The 18,081-nt window shown below is 39.6% G+C and carries 12 protein-coding genes, 1 tRNA gene and 1 pseudogene; 6 read left to right on the top strand and 8 right to left on the bottom strand.

Annotation, left to right across the window (positions count from 1 at the left end; genetic code table 11):
• Positions 1–84: 84 nt before the first annotated feature.
• Positions 85–160, top strand: a tRNA-Ile gene (locus tag PVK62_RS05070).
• A gap of 47 nt (positions 161–207) precedes the next feature.
• On the opposite strand, the gene PVK62_RS05065 is transcribed toward PVK62_RS05070, so the two are convergent.
• Entirely contained in the window at positions 208–357 is a 150-nt protein-coding gene (locus PVK62_RS05065; RefSeq protein WP_274442432.1) for a hypothetical protein, read from the bottom strand.
• A gap of 276 nt (positions 358–633) precedes the next feature.
• Here PVK62_RS05065 and PVK62_RS05060 point away from each other — a divergent pair, with 276 nt between their 5' ends.
• The 3 genes from PVK62_RS05060 to pykF all read left to right on the top strand — a co-directional run bounded on the left by PVK62_RS05060 (position 634) and on the right by pykF (position 4,471).
• A complete protein-coding gene (locus PVK62_RS05060) occupies positions 634–2,181 on the top strand; it encodes a long-chain-fatty-acid--CoA ligase (RefSeq protein WP_274449349.1) in 1,548 nt (515 codons plus the stop codon).
• 89 nt (positions 2,182–2,270) lie between these two features.
• Positions 2,271–2,672, top strand: coding sequence for a hypothetical protein (locus PVK62_RS05055; RefSeq protein WP_274442428.1), 402 nt, complete (start codon positions 2,271–2,273; stop codon positions 2,670–2,672).
• Positions 2,673–3,058: 386 nt separating this feature from the next.
• The gene (pykF, locus tag PVK62_RS05050) at positions 3,059–4,471 is read left to right on the top strand and encodes a pyruvate kinase PykF (protein ID WP_274442427.1); all 1,413 of its coding nucleotides are present in this window, start codon (positions 3,059–3,061) and stop codon (positions 4,469–4,471) included.
• A 387-nt stretch (positions 4,472–4,858) separates the two neighbouring features.
• Here pykF and ilvN read toward each other — a convergent pair whose 3' ends face one another.
• The 6 genes from ilvN to PVK62_RS05020 all read right to left on the bottom strand — a co-directional run bounded on the left by ilvN (position 4,859) and on the right by PVK62_RS05020 (position 14,494).
• Complete coding sequence (gene ilvN, locus PVK62_RS05045; RefSeq protein WP_274442426.1) at positions 4,859–5,353, bottom strand: acetolactate synthase small subunit; 495 nt, start codon at positions 5,351–5,353, stop codon at positions 4,859–4,861.
• Entirely contained in the window at positions 5,353–7,074 is a 1,722-nt protein-coding gene (locus PVK62_RS05040) for an acetolactate synthase 3 large subunit (RefSeq protein ID WP_274442425.1), read from the bottom strand. The genes ilvN and PVK62_RS05040 overlap by 1 nt, the downstream gene beginning before the upstream one ends.
• Positions 7,075–7,502: 428 nt before the next feature.
• Positions 7,503–9,350 (bottom strand): AMP-dependent synthetase/ligase, encoded by a 1,848-nt coding sequence (locus tag PVK62_RS05035; RefSeq protein WP_274442423.1) that lies wholly within the window; start codon positions 9,348–9,350, stop codon positions 7,503–7,505.
• A gap of 240 nt (positions 9,351–9,590) precedes the next feature.
• Positions 9,591–10,571 carry a transcriptional regulator LeuO gene (leuO, locus tag PVK62_RS05030; protein ID WP_443111760.1) on the bottom strand — a complete coding sequence of 327 codons (981 nt, stop codon included), beginning with the start codon at positions 10,569–10,571 and terminating at the stop codon, positions 9,591–9,593.
• A gap of 339 nt (positions 10,572–10,910) precedes the next feature.
• The gene (locus PVK62_RS05025; protein ID WP_274442422.1) at positions 10,911–13,328 is read right to left on the bottom strand and encodes a bifunctional aspartate kinase/homoserine dehydrogenase II; all 2,418 of its coding nucleotides are present in this window, start codon (positions 13,326–13,328) and stop codon (positions 10,911–10,913) included.
• Complete coding sequence (locus PVK62_RS05020) at positions 13,328–14,494, bottom strand: O-succinylhomoserine (thiol)-lyase (RefSeq protein WP_274442421.1); 1,167 nt, start codon at positions 14,492–14,494, stop codon at positions 13,328–13,330. The genes PVK62_RS05025 and PVK62_RS05020 overlap by 1 nt, the downstream gene beginning before the upstream one ends.
• Positions 14,495–14,747: 253 nt before the next feature.
• Here PVK62_RS05020 and metJ point away from each other — a divergent pair, with 253 nt between their 5' ends.
• The gene (gene metJ, locus PVK62_RS05015; protein ID WP_045101132.1) at positions 14,748–15,068 is read left to right on the top strand and encodes a met regulon transcriptional regulator MetJ; all 321 of its coding nucleotides are present in this window, start codon (positions 14,748–14,750) and stop codon (positions 15,066–15,068) included.
• 383 nt (positions 15,069–15,451) lie between these two features.
• Positions 15,452–16,705 (top strand): maltoporin LamB, encoded by a 1,254-nt coding sequence (lamB, locus tag PVK62_RS05010; RefSeq protein ID WP_274442529.1) that lies wholly within the window; start codon positions 15,452–15,454, stop codon positions 16,703–16,705.
• A gap of 90 nt (positions 16,706–16,795) precedes the next feature.
• On the opposite strand, the pseudogene PVK62_RS05005 reads toward lamB, so the two are convergent.
• Positions 16,796–18,044 (bottom strand): annotated as a pseudogene (locus PVK62_RS05005) (malic enzyme-like NAD(P)-binding protein).
• Positions 18,045–18,081 lie beyond the last annotated feature (37 nt).

Genomic DNA, 18,081 nt, shown 5'->3' with positions numbered 1-18,081 from the left:
CATATTTTCAATCAAGTGATTAAAAAGCAAACGCCTTATGGCTAGACACTGTTTTCATCTTCCCCTATAATCACCACCTACAACGGCCCCTTAGCTCAGTGGTTAGAGCGCACGACTCATAATCGTTCGGTCCCCAGTTCAAATCTGGGAGGGGCCACCAAATTAGAAAAGGCTGATAAGTATTTTACTTATCAGCCTTTTTGCTTTCTACTCTTTCTTCTTTCTTTTCACGATCAACACATAGCCAATCAATAGTAAGAAGAGAGATAACTCAATCATCGCCCTCATCAAACCAGAGGTAAAGATTGCAGCCATGATAAGCACAATAACGACACCCAGCACTCCTTGCTTACTCATCTTTCTCATCCTAAAAATGCAATAGATAACCAATTATCCCTGATCACTTTTCAATTGAAAAATAGCCAATTCCTCTATAAAAGAACCAAACGCACTAATCATTATGATCTTAGTCATTATTGATATTTTAGTTACGTAAAAAACGATAAAAAAGTGACTCTACTACTCTTATTGTTAATAAATGAGTAAAATCTTTTTTTCCTTTCAGATTTTATCGCTTTCTTGATATACACTTCTCTTGTATCCAACATTCACTAATAACAATAAAGGTTATCTATGTATAATTTAGCCAATAATCTTGAGCGTAACGCAACTTTTCGTCCTAATAATATTGCCCTCATCTTTCAAGATCAGAAAATTACTTACCAAGAATTAAATCAAAAAGTAAACGCCATTGCTGATCACTTGAGTCAACTCAATATAAAACCTGATGAGAAAATTGCTCTATCTTGTCCTAACACGCCTGAATTTGTTATTGCTTATTATGCCATTCAAAAAATTGGAGCGGTCGTTGTTCCTCTGAATATAATGCTAAAAGGTGAAGAAGTTGCTTATCACCTAAAAGATTCTGATGCGGTAGCCCTGATTTCATACCAAGGTTCGGATGCAATGCCTATCGGTCAGTTTGGCTATGAGGGCTACAGTAAAGCGGACTTTTGTGAACACTTCATCCTAATTGAAACAACACCTAACTCTCAAGAAGCAGCCGTCGCTCACTCATTTACTCAATGGTTAGAAAGCGGAAGAACGTCTTTTGAAACAGTCTATCGTTCAGCAGAAGATAGTTGTGTCATTCTATATACTTCAGGGACTACTGGTGCAGCCAAAGGGGCTGAATTAAGTCAAAGTAACATGCTGTGTAACGCACAAGCGTGTCAATCATTGACGAATCAAAAAGGGACCGATGTAAGTATTGCGATACTTCCACTATTTCATACCTTTGGCCAATCTCTGATCATGAACACTTCAATTCTTGCTGGTAGTGCGCTTGTTCTTATTTCTCGCTTCGTACCAAAAACCGTTCTTCAGCAAGTTTATGAACACAAAGTGTCTCATCTTGCGGGTGTTCCAACTATGTTCATTGGTTTACTGGCTTATGCTGAAAAACACCCAGGAGAGCACCTAAAAGAGATTGCAAAAAATCTTAAAGTCGCGATTTCAGGTGGCGCATCAATGCCAGTTGAAGTGCTAAAACAATTCGAAGAAAAACTGCAAGTTCCAGTTATTGAGGGCTATGGATTATCTGAATCGTCCCCTGTCGCCGCATTCAACCATTTAGAATTTGAAAGAAAGCCAGGAAGTATTGGGCAGCCTTTACCAGGTGTCACAATGAAAGTGGTAGACAAAAATGGACATGAACTGCCAATAGGACAAGAAGGTGAGCTTGTCATTCGTGGTCACAATGTAATGAAAGGCTATTACAAAAAACCACAAGAGACCGCAAAAACAATTGTAGATGGTTGGCTTCATACGGGAGATATTGTTCGCTTCGACGAGGAGGGCTATATCTATGTCGTTGATCGTCTAAAAGAACTGATTATTAGTGGCGGCTATAATGTCTACCCACGCGAAGTAGAAGAAGTGTATATGAAGCATCCTTCAGTGCACTTAGTTGCTGTTATTGGTGTTGAGCATCCGCGTTTTGGTGAAGAAGTAAAAGCCTTTATTATACTAAAAGAAGGTCACTCTATTTCAGAAAAAGAACTGATTAAATGGAGTAAACAATACCTAGCTGACTATAAATGTCCTAAACATCTAGATATTGTAGAAGCATTACCAATGACAGCGACAGGAAAAATTTTAAAGCGAATGCTAAAAGCATAAAGGTAGAGTCTACCTTCTATAATTGCAGGTATATTCCCATATAAAAAATAGGTATATACTTATGTATCACTCCCTGATGGATACCTACTATGTCAAACAAAACAAATAAAGGCATTTGGTTTGCCTATATTGCTAGCCTACTTACCCCTTTAACCTTAATGGTATCGGGCATCATAGCCATTATTTTTGCAGGTTATCAGATGAATAAAGGCACAAATGATGAAGTAGTCGATAGCCACTACTATGCGATCATAAAAAGTTTCTTTCTCTTTCTTACTTTTTTCGTTGTTTTGGCTGTTACCGCCGCAACGATGAGCGGCATGGTTGCAGGCCTAGAGTATTGGGTCCACAGCTCTATACTTGATAAAATCTATTCCGCTATACCGGTTATCGGCGCTGTCATTTCATTACTTGCTATTGGTACCTGGTTTATAAAACTGGCCAAAGGAATGCAAAAACTTAAAGCATATCAAGCAATTGAAAATCAATAATATAAAGGCACTTTAAGTGCCTTTTTTATTTCGAGTAACAAAATAAACATTTAATAAATATCATCACAACAAGAAAGTGATCTTCATTAGTTTTACTGTTAGAATTTGCCACCAAAAGCGATAGAAACTTACAAAAAGATCCGACTGAAACGATGTTGAGTAATGTAAATTTGTTTTTAATATTGTAATTAAAGTGCAAATTGTTTACCTGAATCAATAATCCATTACACTTTTCAGTCTAAACTACAGGTAATTAATAAATTTATATGCTTAGCCATAAAGATTTTGAAGATAAACTGTTGTTATATTTCAACACTTCATCCCATTTAGGCTGAGCATTACTGCGTTTATCATTTTAAATATACTCATCTGGAGAGATTTCTCACATGAAAAAGACCAAAATCGTTTGTACGATTGGCCCAAAAACTGAGTCAGTAGAAAAACTAACTGAACTTGCAAATGCTGGCATGAACGTAATGCGCCTTAACTTCTCACACGGCGATTTCGCAGAGCACGGCAACCGTATCGATAATCTTCGTCAAGTAATGAAGAACACAGATAAGCAACTTGCTATCCTTCTTGATACTAAGGGTCCTGAAATCCGTACTATCAAACTAGAAAACGGCGATGACGTTGCTCTAGTTGCTGGTCAAGACTTCACATTCACAACTGATATTTCAGTTGTTGGTAACAAAGACATTGTTGCTGTTACTTACCCAGGTTTTGCTAAAGATCTTGAAGCAGGTAACACTATCCTTGTTGATGATGGTCTAATCGAAATGGAAGTTGTTGCAACAACTGAAACTGAAGTTAAGTGTAAAGTTCTTAATAACGGTGACCTAGGCGAAAACAAAGGTGTTAACCTTCCTGGCGTTTCAGTTAAGCTTCCAGCTCTTTCTGAAAAAGATAAAGCTGACCTTAAATTTGGTTGTGAGCAAGGCGTTGATTTCGTTGCTGCTTCTTTCATCCGTAAAGAAGAAGATGTTAAAGAAATCCGTGAACTACTTGTTGCTAATGGCGGCGAGAACATTCAAATCATCTCTAAGATTGAAAACCAAGAAGGTGTTGATAACTTCGATTCAATCCTAGAAGCTTCTGACGGTATCATGGTTGCTCGTGGCGATCTTGGTGTTGAAATCCCAGTTGAAGAAGTAATCTTTGCTCAGAAGATGATGATCGAGAAATGTAACCGTGCACGTAAAGTTGTAATCACTGCAACTCAAATGCTTGATTCTATGATCAAAAACCCACGTCCAACACGCGCAGAAGCGGGTGATGTTGCTAACGCAATCATGGATGGTACTGATGCAGTAATGCTTTCTGGTGAATCTGCTAAAGGTAAATACCCTGTTGAAGCGGTAACTATCATGGCTCAAATCTGTGCTCGTACAGATAGAGCTCTTAAAGCAGAGCTAGGTTCTCGTCTAGACAGCCCACGTCTACGTATCACTGAAGCGGTATGTAAAGGCGCTGTTGATACAGCTGAGAAACTAAACGCTCCTGTAATCGTTGTAGCAACTGAAGCTGGTAAATCTGCTCGTTCTATTCGTAAGTACTTCCCAACAGCTAAAATCATCGCTGTAACGACTAATACTAAGACTGCTGCACAGCTTTGTCTTTCTAAAGGTGTTACTCCAATGGTTGTTGATGCTATCGACAGCACTGACGCATTCTACCTACGCGGTAAAGAGCTAGCTCTTGAGTCTGGTATTGGCGCGAAAGGCGATATCGTTGTTATGGTTTCTGGTGCTCTAGTTCCATCAGGCACAACAAACACAGCATCTGTACACGTTCTATAATTCATAAACGAGTATAGCTAATTAATAAAAAGAGGGCTTAGCCCTCTTTTTTTATGGCAGATTACCATCCAAAAAACTCTTTATTATGAGTACTTATCAACAATACCATTAATAAAAAATAAATTGCGCTTAGTTTGAAACCTAAAATGGCTAAACTGCCTACGGTGAGCCTTACTAAAAAATCAGTAAACATATCAACCTCACATCATTTTCAGTCCTTTCCCATCACCCTACTGCCTGAGTAATGCTCTCTATAGACTTATGTATCTGTAGCCATAAGTATAGACAAGGTTAGACTTTAGTCTAATAACCATTATCCAGACAAAATAAAACCCTCACAAGGAAGGCTTTATAGTTAAGATTAAAAAGCTACAAGTAATAAGCAAGTTATACTTTTAACGCCTTTTCTCCACGAGCAATGCCTACGACACCGCTTCTTGCTACCTCAACGACTTCAGTCACTTCTGCTACCGCTGTAATAAACGCGTCAAGTTTTTCAGAAGTACCTGCTAATTGAATCGTATATAATGAGCTTGTTACATCAACGATCTGACCTCTAAAAATATCAGCCGTACGTTTAACTTCTGCTCTTGCAAAGCCACTTGCTTTCACTTTAATCAATAGCAATTCACGTTCAACATGTTCTGTCTCAGTCACTTCTTGAACTTTAATGACATCAATTAATTTATGTAACTGCTTCTGGATCTGCTCAAGCTCCATCGCATCACTCGCCGTTGTAATATTTAAACGAGAAAGCGTTGGATCTTCTGTTGGTGATACCGTTAGTGATTCAATGTTGTAACCACGTTGAGAAAACAAGCCAACCACACGAGATAATGACCCTGATTCATTCTCTAGTAATAGTGAAATAATATGTCTCATTAGGTTCTCTCCGTTTTACTTAACCACATTTTATCCATTGCTTCCCCTTTGATCTGCATAGGGTAAACGTGCTCTGTTTCATCAACATTAATATCAACAAAAACCAAACGGTCTGTTAATGATAGGGCTTTTTCTAATCCAGCCTCTAATTCATCAGGGTGATTAATCCGAATACCTACATGCCCATAAGCTTCTGCAATCGCCGCAAAATCAGGCACTGACGTCATATAGGAATTAGAGTGGCGACCTTGATAAATAATATCTTGCCACTGCTTAACCATTCCTAAAAAACGGTTATTCAGATTGATAATTTTAACGGGGATATCATATTGTAGAGCGGTTGATAGCTCTTGAATATTCATTTGAATACTGCCATCACCTGTAATACAAACAACAACCTCATCAGGGTGAGTAAACTTCACCCCAAGTGCTGCTGGAAAACCAAAGCCCATGGTGCCAAGACCACCAGAGTTGATCCAACGTCGCGGTTTATTAAACGGATAATACAATGCCGCAAACATTTGGTGCTGACCTACATCAGAGGCAACATAAGCATCACCATTGGTTAGTCGATGAAGAGTTTCAATTACTTGCTGAGGTTTAATTCGATCTGGAGATGTATCATAAGATAGACACTTACGATCCTGCCACACTGAAATATCTTTCCACCATGCATCTAAAGCCACTTCATCATTGCGATCATCTTGATCAGAAAGCAACTTAAGCATTGATTCTAGTACTACTTCTGCAGAGCCCACAATAGGTACATCAACTCGTACATTTTTAGATATTGATGATGGGTCAATATCAATATGCATGATGGTCGCATCTGGACAATATTTTTCTAAATTATTGGTGGTACGATCATCAAAACGCACCCCAACACCAAAAATAAGATCGGCATTATGCATCGCCATATTAGCTTCATAAGTACCATGCATCCCTAACATACCTAATGCATTTTTATGAGTACCAGGAAAAGCACCTAAGCCCATAAGCGTACTGACTACCGGTAAATTAAGTGATTCAGCTAATTTAATAACGTGTTGCTCGGCTGATGAGATAACAGCGCCACCACCAATATAAAGCACTGGTTTTTTTGCAGCCAAAAGAGTTTTAAGGCCTTTTTTAATCTGACCTTTATGCCCTGTTGTCGTTGGATTATACGATCGCAATGACATTGACGTAGGATATTGATAAGGGAATTTAAACGCCGGGCTCATGACATCCTTTGGGATATCAATAACAACAGGTCCAGGACGACCTGTAGAAGCGATATAAAATGCTTTTTTTATAATTTCAGGAATGTCTTCGGCTTTTCTAACTAAAAAGCTATGTTTAACTATCGGGCGAGAAACACCTACCATATCACATTCTTGAAAGGCATCAGTGCCTATCATGTTGTTTGGGACATTTCCAGAAAGCACAATCATCGGGATAGAATCCATATAGGCGGTTGCTATTCCAGTAATTGTATTTGTAGCTCCAGGGCCTGAACAAACAAGAACCACACCGGGTTTACCTGTTGCTCGAGCAAATCCATCAGCCATATGTGTTGCCGCTTGTTCATGCCTCACTAGCACATGCTGAATATCATCAGCTTTCATGTGTAGTGCATCATAAATATCCAACACAGAGCCACCAGGGTAGCCAAATATGTGTTCAACACCTTCATCAATCAGAGATTGTACAATCATCTCTGCGCCAGATAACATTTCCATATTTATCTCCAGACATAAAACCCTTAAATTAACGAAATGAATTATCGCTAAATTAGTGGTTTACATAGTTAGGGCTTATTTTTAGCCTAAACCGACATTAATCAGATTAAAATCCTATGTAGATATTGATTATTATTAGTAACAAAAATCAACATTAAGAAACAACCTTAACCTTTTATTAGCACCTTGGTCTAGAGGTCATTTATTGAAACCGATAATACGTTCAATTTTAAAAGATGAAGCAGTGATTTACTCTCATTTCGAATCACAAATAAAGGATTAACAGCTAATATTAGGCAAATAATAAAAGATAATAAATTGTTACCCAGAACATAATTAGGTGCTTTAGATCTCACTTTAAAGGCATAAAAAAACCAGCCTATATAAAGACTGGTTTTCTGCTTATTTAAAAAGATAGAAACGTATGATTATTTCTCTTTTTTCTCTTTTGTTTCTTTTTTATCGTCATACATCTCTTCAATCTCGTCTTGATAACGCTCATTGATCACTTTACGACGTAATTTTTGTGTTGGGGTTAATTCGCCTTTATCCATCGAAAATTCTTTAGACAGTAAAGTGAATTTTTTAACTTGTTCAAAACGAGCGAGCTCTTTTTGTAGATTCGCGACACGCTTCTCAAGCATCTCAACGATTTCGCTGTTTTTCACCAGCTCCATACGGTCATGATAAGCAATGTTCAACTCTTTCGCGTACTCTTCTAGTGCATCGTAACAAGGTACGATAAGTGCCGATACGAATTTTCTAGTATCTGCAATAACAGCAATTTGCTCAATAAAATGGTCTTTACCGATAGCGCCTTCAATGACTTGTGGAGCGATGTATTTACCACCAGAGGTTTTCATTAACTCTTTAATGCGGTCGGTTATATATAAGTTACCTTCTGCATCAAACTCACCCGCATCACCTGTTTTTAAGAAACCATCTTCTGTAAAGCTCAATGCCGTTTCTTCTGGTTTATTGTAGTAGCCTTTCATAACCATTGGACCACGTACAAGGATTTCGCTGCTTTCACCAATCTTAACTTCAGCACCTGGCATTAATGTGCCAATAGAGTCCGGATGGAATTTACCATCTTCCCAGCATGAGATCGTTGCTGTGGTTTCTGTCATGCCATAACCTAATTTTACATTAACACCTAAGGCATGGAAAAATCGCCCAATAGTCACATCAAGTTTGGCACCACCACATGGCATAAAATTAATATTACCACCTAGGATCATTCGAAGCTTTGACAGCACTAATTTATCTGCCACTTTGTGTGACTGTTTAAGTAACCACGATGGAGCACGCTGCTCTTGGTGACATGCTGACATTTTTGCCCCCATGTTTACCGCCCAAGTAAACATCACTTTACGATGCGCAGGAGCACGAGATACTTTTTCATGTACGGTAGAGAAAATCTTTTCATAGAAACGAGGTACGGCACACATCACCGTTGGTTTTACTTCGGTTAGCGCTTCTTTAATTAGGTTTGTATTTGGTAGGTAGCAGTTTGTCGCCCCTTTATACAAGACATAAAAGGTCCATGCGCGTTCAAATACGTGCGATAACGGTAAAAAACACAATGACACGTCTTTTTCTGTTAATGCTAAATTAGTGTTGTGCCCCTCTACCTGCGAGCCAACATTAAGATAATCTAACATGACGCCTTTTGGCTCTCCCGTTGTACCAGAGGTATAAATCAACGTGAGTAGGTCGTCCATTTCTGCACTATCCAGACGAGCTTGCAACTCACCTTTGTGCATGTCATCGGCTTTAGCAATGAAATCATTCCAAGAGATACCCGCTTGGTGATCATTTAAGTCAATATCATCACTTAATGCCACAATATGAGTCAGCTGAGGGCATTGATCAAAAATAACCACAGCAGCATTGTACTGCGCCTGCTCACCAACAAATAAAATACGAATATCAGCATCATTAAGAATATAAGCAGCTTGCTTTGGCGTATTGGTTGGATAGATAGGCACAGGAACTGAACGCAATTGCATAGTAGCAAAATCGGCGATTGTCCAGCGAGGCATGTTATTTGAGAATATACCCACCTTTTCTTGCACATTTAACCCAATAGCTAATAGCGCTAATGATAGCGTATCCATCTGCTCTCCAAATTCACCCCAGGTAATGTCACTCCATGCTGCGCACTGAGTGTCACTCCAAGCACCACATTTACGTTCACGTAATGCAGTTACATTGGGTTTATTTGCGATATGTTTGCGGATCTCTTTTACAATATGTAGGTTTTGAATAGTCATCTCGAATTCACCTTTAGGCTTACACTTGTAAGCTATAATCTGCACAAAGTGTACAAGTGGCAGTAAAAAAGGCAACTATTTCTCTGTATAAAATGTAAGTATTGTTGTGTAAAACCCATTTCCGCCTGCTCTATTAACAAATTGATTATTTAAAATATACATTTTGTTTATATCGTACAACTACCCACAAAAAAGGCAGCGTCAATTCGCTGCCTTGGCATTATTACGTTTATTCTGGCTCTAAAACATCATACCTTTACTTGAAGCTACAACTTCTTCACCACAAATAAGCATTAGTTGGTCTCTCATCCAAATATGCCCTTTGTCTTTTTGGTATGAATCATGCCAACTTAAATACCCACTGATGCTTTTTGATTCAATCGGTAATGGAAGGATCGCAAGTTGATCACGATTAGGCATTGAATTCACCAACCATTTCGGCGCGACGGTAATCAATTCAGATTGAGAAACAACATACAAAATATTACTAATACTTGCGCCTTTATACGCTTGCTCATACAGTGAATCCATATAAATATGATCAGCAAATCCTTTCGTATTTTCAAGACGAGCTGGCACTGCATGTTTTTCATTTGCCAATTGATCTTTAGTAATAGAACCTTGAATACGAGGGTGATTAACTGAAGTTACGACAACAAGCTCATCCGTAAATAACTCAGTACTCATATAGCCAGGTTCATCAAAGCGTACATAATCAATAACGAAATCGACTTCTTGATAACGCAATTTTTGAGCAATCTCTGGATCATGCTCACCTGATAATTTCAGATTAATGTATGGCGATTTTTGTTGAATATCTCGCATGATGCGTGGTGCAAAACGAATATCTGATGGACTACAAATTGATAGTTTAAATTGCCTTGCTGATGTTTCCGGAGAAAAAGTAGAGCTTGGTAATTCGTTCTTCACTAACTGCAGAGCTTGTCGCATTGGAGCAAACAACTGACGCGCTCTCTGAGTTGGCTGAATACCTCTTCCATGACGAATAAATAATTCATCATTGAACATCACTTTCAAGCGAGAAACCGCATTGCTTACCGCAGGTTGCGACATCCCTAAATTTTGCGCTGCACGAGTAATGTTTTGCTCCTGCATTACGGCATCAAAAACAGTTAATAAATTTAAATCAACACTACGTAACACTTGCTCTGAACTTGCTATAGGTGAAGGCATAATAGGACTAGATTCTGACATACTCATTTAATGACTCTCTCAATCGGTCAATTGGTAATTTTATTCAAATTAATAGTTAATCATGGCTACATATTTTTATTCTTATTTCGAGGTATTTACCTCATATATGTTAACCAATTCTTAATCATCATTACTGAATAGATTCACAAAATCCATAGCACCTACCGAATTTTAATTTTAATTTATGCTTAATCAAATTAAATAATAAAATAAAACTTATAGATCAACTAATTAGCAATAAATGTAAATTTATCTAAAGCTATATTTAATCCATTTTTTCCTACAAACCAAAAAAAACCATGCAATATGGCATGGTTTAATAATAAGAAATATCAATCGATTATGTTAGAAAAGTGACGAAATTCGATTCAAGTCAGATTGGATTGCCCCTGCGGTTACTTCTCTTCCTGCTCCCGGCCCTCGAATAACTAATGGGTTATCTTTATACCATTTACTTTCAATGGCAAAGATATTATCACAAGGAAGTAAATTGGCTAATGCATGGTGCTCAGCAAGTGCTTCGATACTCACAGTGGCACTTCCATCTTTGTTTAACCGTGCAACATAACGTAACACTTTTTGCTCTTTTTGTGCTTTCTCTAAGCGCTCAAGCAATGCGAGATTAATTAGTTCACCCTTTGCAAGAAAGTCATCCAAGCTAATGTCTTTTAGCTCAGCAGGAACTAAAGACTCAACTTTGACTTGCGTTGGTTCTATCTTCAACCCTGCTTCGCGCGCTAAAATTACTAATTTCCTCATGACATCTGAGCCATCTAAATCATTACGAGGATCCGGTTCGGTGAGACCTTGTTGCCAAGCAAGATCGACTAATTCAGTAAAAGGGACATCACCAGTATACTGTTGGAATAACCATGATAAGGTTCCAGAGAAAATGCCTGATAGTGCAACAATTTCATCACCACTTTCTCGTAAATCTCTGACGGTGTGATTGATAGGGAGACCAGCGCCAACGGTTGCATTATATAACCAGTGGCGCCCTGTCTTTGCAAACGCATCAACCACCGCTTGATATTCTTCACTCGGAGCCGAACCCGCTACCTTGTTTGCAGAAATAAGATGAATCCCCTGCTCTGCAATTTTCGTATATTGCTGTGACAGCTCGGCACTTGCAGTTACATCAAGTACGACAACATCATCGTAGCCTTGAACTAATCCAAGCTTTTCTATCCAATCAAAATTCTGATATGAGATCGCTTCATCATCAAACTTTCCAATGACAGACGTGGGATCTAATCCATCGAAATCTAGCCAATGACGATGGCGGCCAATGATTCCGACAAGTGAAAACTGCATACCATGACGTTTTTCAAGATTACGTTTTTGCTCAGTAAAAAGAGACAACCATTGAGAGCCAATATTGCCATGCCCACATAGCACAAGCGCAACACGTTTTTGAGCTTGGAATAAGTGAGTATGAATACTATTAATTACTGGCGTTGTATCCACTTTACGTAATATTGCAACTAAGCTTAAACCAGATTCTGATTCACACACAAACTCTAATGGACAGTTCTTTAATTGATGATAAAAACCATGGCTATGAATCGCATTACTCGTCACGCCAGCACCAACCGCCGCAATCATCGAGTAACCCTCTTTAAGCTTAATTTCAGCATGAACCGCTGAGTTCTGTAACCGTTCTAAGGCTTCATGGACGACTTCTGAAGTATAAGCAAGTAATAGCGTAAACTGATCAGCCTGTGCTTCTAATGCCAAAGGTTGAAGTTGAGAGCGAGTAAGAAGAGAAAGAACCTCTTGTTTCGCACGTTCAAAATCTTGTCCTCGGCCAAAGCCTAATTGGATCAAATACACATCTTCTAATGAGGTGACAATTTTCGCACCACGTCCAGAAGCCAATACACGTTCAATGCGAGTCGAGCCAGATTCTGGCTGATAACTACAACGTAAACTTAAATCCAATGCACTTTGAGCGACAGGTTGTAAGGTTCGGCTGTGTAATACTGGCGCCGCTAATCGAGCCAACTCACTCGCTTCATCTAAGCGAAGCAAAGGCAATAAACAAGCATCTTCCACTTTTCGAGGATCGGCACTAAATACCCCTGCGACATCACTCCAAATAGTAACGCGAGAGACCTCAGCTAATGCTCCGATCATAGTCGCTGAATAGTCAGAGCCATTACGACCCAGTAATACGGTTTCTCCTTTTTTATCACGAGCCATAAAGCCGGTGATCACGATGCGCCCATGAGGATGCTGAGCAATTTGCTCTTTAAATAGTGGCCACGACAGTGAACGGTCTACTTCAGGTTGAGCAGCTCTCTCCGCACGTAAAAAAGTTCGAGAGTCGAGTGGCGCTGCCTGTAAGTCAATTTGATTTAAATACGCAGAAAGCAGTCGAGATGACCATACTTCACCATGCCCAAGCACATCAGCCTGTTGAACTTCTGTTAAGGGCGCGTGCAATTGACCAATAGCAATCAGTTCTTTATGCAGTAGCTCAAGTAATGGTTCCGCATTTTCAGCACTAAGTAATTCTGAAATCAGCTCTTGTTGGTACTTGCGTAAAGACTCCAAGACTTCATGTGCTAATCGGCCATCTTTTAATAAACCATCAAACCATTCTAAAATTCGGTTTGTGGTGTTGCCCGCAGCAGACACGACAACTAGATCATGCTCACTTGAATACTCTTTTAAAATAGTCGCGACACGTCGATAGCATTCTGGATCGGCAAGGCTACTACCACCGAACTTATGTAACTGACGTGGTACTAATCCTGTCATTACTTCACCTCTGCTGCGATAACGAAGGCTTGTTTCAGATCCGCGATAAGATCACGACTGTCTTCTAATCCAACCGAAATGCGTAGCAGCGTTGGAACTAAACCCGCTTCGGCTTGTGCTTGATCTGACATTGCTCGATGAGTCATTGTGCCAGGGTGAGCAATCAAACTTTCTACACCACCAAGAGATTCTGCTAAAGAGAAATATTTTAGCTCTTTCACAAACACTTTCAGCTGTTCTAGTGAGCCATTTAGCTCAAAACTTAACATCGCACCAAACCCTGCTTGCTGGCGCTTTGCAATCTCATGACCTGGATGATCAGGTAAGCTTGGATGATAAATCGTTCCAACTAAAGCTTCTTCTTGAAGGTACTTAAGCACCTCCATTGCATTCTCTTCATGCACTCGCATACGAGCACTAAGAGTACGAATTCCACGTAGGGTTAAATAGCTATCAAAAGCCGTTCCTGTCGCACCAATACAGTTTCCCCACCATGCTAGTTCATTTGCGTGTTCTTGCGTTTTTGAGATTAATACACCGCCGACGACATCTGAATGACCGTTAATGTATTTGGTTGTAGAGTGCAAAACAAAATCAGCACCCAATGTTAGAGGTTGCTGTAATACAGGAGAAAGGAAGGTGTTGTCGACAGCGACTAAAGCGCCGACTTTTGCGGCTTTTTGACAAATCTCAGCAATATCAACCACTCTAACTAATGGATTAGATGGCGTCTCTAATAAAATAAGTTTTGGCTTTTTAGCAATCGCAGCATCAAGTGCGTCGCTATCAGATTGGTCGACAAATAAAGTTTGGAAGTCACCTTTATTGGCACGAGTATTAAATAAACGATACGTACCGCCATAACAGTCATGAGGTGCAATAATAAGATCATCAGGACCAAGCAGAGCTGAAACCATTAAGTTAAGTGCAGAAGTTCCGCAGTTAGTAACAACGGCACCAGCGCCACACTCTAAATCAGATAACGTGGTTTCGAGTTGAGTTCGAGTTGGGTTACCTGAGCGAGCATAATCGTATTTTGGTACATCACCAAATTCAGGGAAGCTGTAGTTAGTTGATAAGTAGATAGGAGGTACAACCGCATTGTGTTGTGAGTCAGTCTCAATACCGGTACGAACAGCAATAGTTGCAGGTTTTCTCTCGCTCATAATTTCCCTTCCAAACTGCTAGGCAGTGGTCTAATAGCAATCACCTTAATGAGATATAAAGCGGTAATTTTCTACTCATCTATCTCAGATGACTGATATAATCTAATCCATAAGTTATATTCTTCTACTTTACCATTACAAAATGAGACGTCAATACTTCCAGACGTCTATATATCTTTGCTTATGGAAGTAAATATCGCTAGAATTAGCCTATCGTATTTTAAACAACAATAACCCAGAACGAAGGTGAACAATGGCTGATTGGAATGGTGACTATTTAAGTCCTTATGCCGAACACGGTAAGAAAAGCGAACAAGTAAAAAAAATTACTGTTTCTATTCCAACAAAGGTACTACAAATCCTTACTGATGAACGTACGCGTCGCCAAGTAAGTAACCTACGTCACGCAACGAACAGCGAATTATTATGTGAAGCATTTCTTCATGCTTACACAGGCCAACCTTTACCAACAGATGAAGACTTACGTAAAGATCGCCCAGATGATATTCCAGCAGAAGCTAAAGCCTTAATGACTGCAATGGGTATTGAGTTCGAAGCATTTGATGACGAGTAAATATTGACTTTTTTCTAACCAACAGACTCTACTGTTGGTTAGCTCACACTTCTGATTATTCCTTATTTTCTTTATCTTCTCCATTTTTGCATTAATTTCAATTTCAAAATATCTTCCTACGTGAGCCTTATCTCATAAATCTATTCAATCACTCCTACTAAATGTGATTATCGTCAATAGACGACCTGTACCCAAATTTTCTCCTCCCTAGCTCTACGCCCTATTCTTTATAAAAGAAGGATGAGTTCAATATTGTGATTTATTTTTAATCTATTTCTCGTCAACTGAATTGAATGCTTATTAAACCGCCCTACACTGCCTTGGTTAAGTAAACATTCTTAAATAAAAATATCCTGTTAAAGGAAGAGGGATTTAAGATGAAAATGAACAAATACACTTTGCTTGCTGCAACAATCTCTGCTGCCCTACTTGCTCCAACCGTTTCTGCTGTTGATTTTAATGGTTACATGCGTGCTGGTACGGGCATCAGTGGTAATGGTGATGGTGATCTGTCATTTGAAAAAAATAAAGTCGGTCGTTTAGGTAATGAAAATGATAACTACTCTGAATTTGGTTTTGCACAAGATCTAGAAACTGGTGAGCAAACGTGGCGCTTAGAATCAATGATTGCATCTGGCGTTGATGGCTCTAATGGCTGGGAAGATGGCGATTTCAATGTTGCTCAGTTTGCAATAAAAGCGAAAGGCGTTTTAGAATTTGATAAAGAGGCTACGCTTTGGGCTGGTAAAACTTACTATCAACGTAAAGATATTCATATCACCGATTTCTACTTCTTAAACACATCAGGCACTGGTGGCGGTGTTGAAAACATCTCTGTAGGTGATCAAAAATTCTCGATTGCATTAATGCAAGATAATGGTTCTCAAAAAAGTGACACCAATAAAGAATGGGTACTAAAACCAGGAGGTAACCCTGGAAATCAAGCTGATTATGAAGAAAAATATAAATCAGAAGACGTAAATGCCTACATTCTTGATATGCGCTTAGCCAATATAAACCTTTGGGCTGACGCTTCTTTAGAAGTGGCTGCCGCATATAATTTTGCAACCGCTGGTGATAACCAAAACCTAAAAGCCGATGATGGCGTTTTGCTATCTGCAATCTTACAACAAGGGTTAAGCAATGGCTTTAACCAAACGGTTGTTCAATTTGGTACCAGCTCTTACGGCGCTCAAATGGCCAGCCTAGGTGCTGGTGGATATTTTGACCGTTCTGGTGATAATAATCATGTCACAGGTTACCGCTTAATTAACTGGGGTGTAATGAACGTTGGTCAATCGTGGGAAATGGGACACCAAGCGCTATATGCAAGTTCTGATTATGATCAAGGTACTCACTCATTAGCCTCTGTTGTTGTTCGTCCTATGTACAAATGGAACGACACAATGCGCACTATTTTTGAAGCCGGTTACTTCACAGAAACACTCACTGATGATACAGATAAAGCGGGTAGTAAATTAACGGTAGCACAAGCTTGGGCAATGGGAGATAGCTTCTGGGCTCGTCCTGAAATCCGTGTTTACGGCTCATACATTACAGATGACGAAGGTACAACCTTTGGTGAAAAGGGCGATGGTGAATATGTTGCTGGTATCCAAGTTGAAGCTTGGTGGTAATGACACCTTATAACTAAACCCTAAACAAAAAGGCTTCCTCATCAATGATGTAGGGAGCCTTTTTATGCGTTAAAGAGATAGGAAAACGAATTACGCTTCCATGTAACCTTCTGGCATTTCAATACGTGCCACACCTGAATCAACCGCTGCTTGTGCTACCGCTTTAGCAACACGAGGAAGCAAACGAGGATCCATTGGCTTAGGAATGATGTAGCCTTTACCAAACTCTAGAGCATCAACCCCTGCGGCTTTTAATACTTCAGCAGGTACTGGCTCTTTTGTTAACTGACGAATCGCTTCAACTGCTGCTAACTTCATCTCATCGTTAATCACGCTTGCACGAACATCTAGTGCGCCACGGAAAATGAATGGGAAACACAGCACATTGTTTACTTGGTTTGGATAATCTGAACGCCCCGTGCCCATGATTAAATCATCGCGAACCTCATGAGCAAGTTCAGGTTTAATTTCTGGATCAGGGTTTGAACATGCAAAGACAACTGGCTTGTCAGCCATTAATTTTAAGGCTTCAGGTGGTAATAGGTTTGGACCTGATACCCCTAAGAATAAATCTGCACCTTCAATAACATCTTCAAGCGTGCGCTTATCAGTGTTATTAGCAAAACGTTGTTTGTATTCATTAATATCATCACGACGAGTGTGAATTACACCTTTACGATCCAACATGTAGATCTTCTCACGCACTGCGCCACACTTGATCAGTTGCTCCATACACGCAACGGCAGCAGCACCAGCACCAAGACAAACAATGATTGCATCTTCTAGCTTTTTACCTTGCAGCTCAATCGCATTCAACATGCCCGCAGCGGTTACAATCGCAGTGCCATGTTGATCATCATGGAATACAGGTACATCACAACGTTCTAATCAGGCGACGTTCAATCTCAAAACAGTCAGGGGCTTTGATATCTTCTAGGTTGATACCACCAAAAGTATCTGCAATGTTCGCAACCGTATCAACAAACTCATCGATAGTGCGGTGTTTTACTTCAATATCAATAGAATCCAAACCAGCAAAGCGTTTGAAAAGTAATGATTTACCTTCCATAACAGGCTTTGAAGCCAAAGGGCCTAAGTTACCTAAACCAAGAATAGCGGTGCCGTTTGAAATAACTGCAACCATGTTGCCTTTTGATGTGTACTTATAAACATCATCTGGGTTCTTTGCGATTTCACGTACTGGCTCAGCAACACCAGGGCTGTAGGCTAGCGCTAAGTCTTCTGCTGTATTTGCAGGCTTAGTCAGTGCTATTTCAATTTTACCCGGCGTTGGGTAAGCGTGATAATGGAGAGCTTGTTCGCGAAAATCGTCAGACATGGTGTTTTCCTGAATGCTAATAATTATAAGAGGATTG

Origin of the sequence: Aliivibrio sp. S3MY1 (assembly GCF_028765575.1) — a bacterium.
Classification (GTDB): Bacteria; Pseudomonadota; Gammaproteobacteria; order Enterobacterales; family Vibrionaceae; genus Aliivibrio.
The sequence above is the reverse complement of the archived record's forward strand: the minus strand, read 5'-3'. Positions and strand labels throughout refer to the sequence as shown.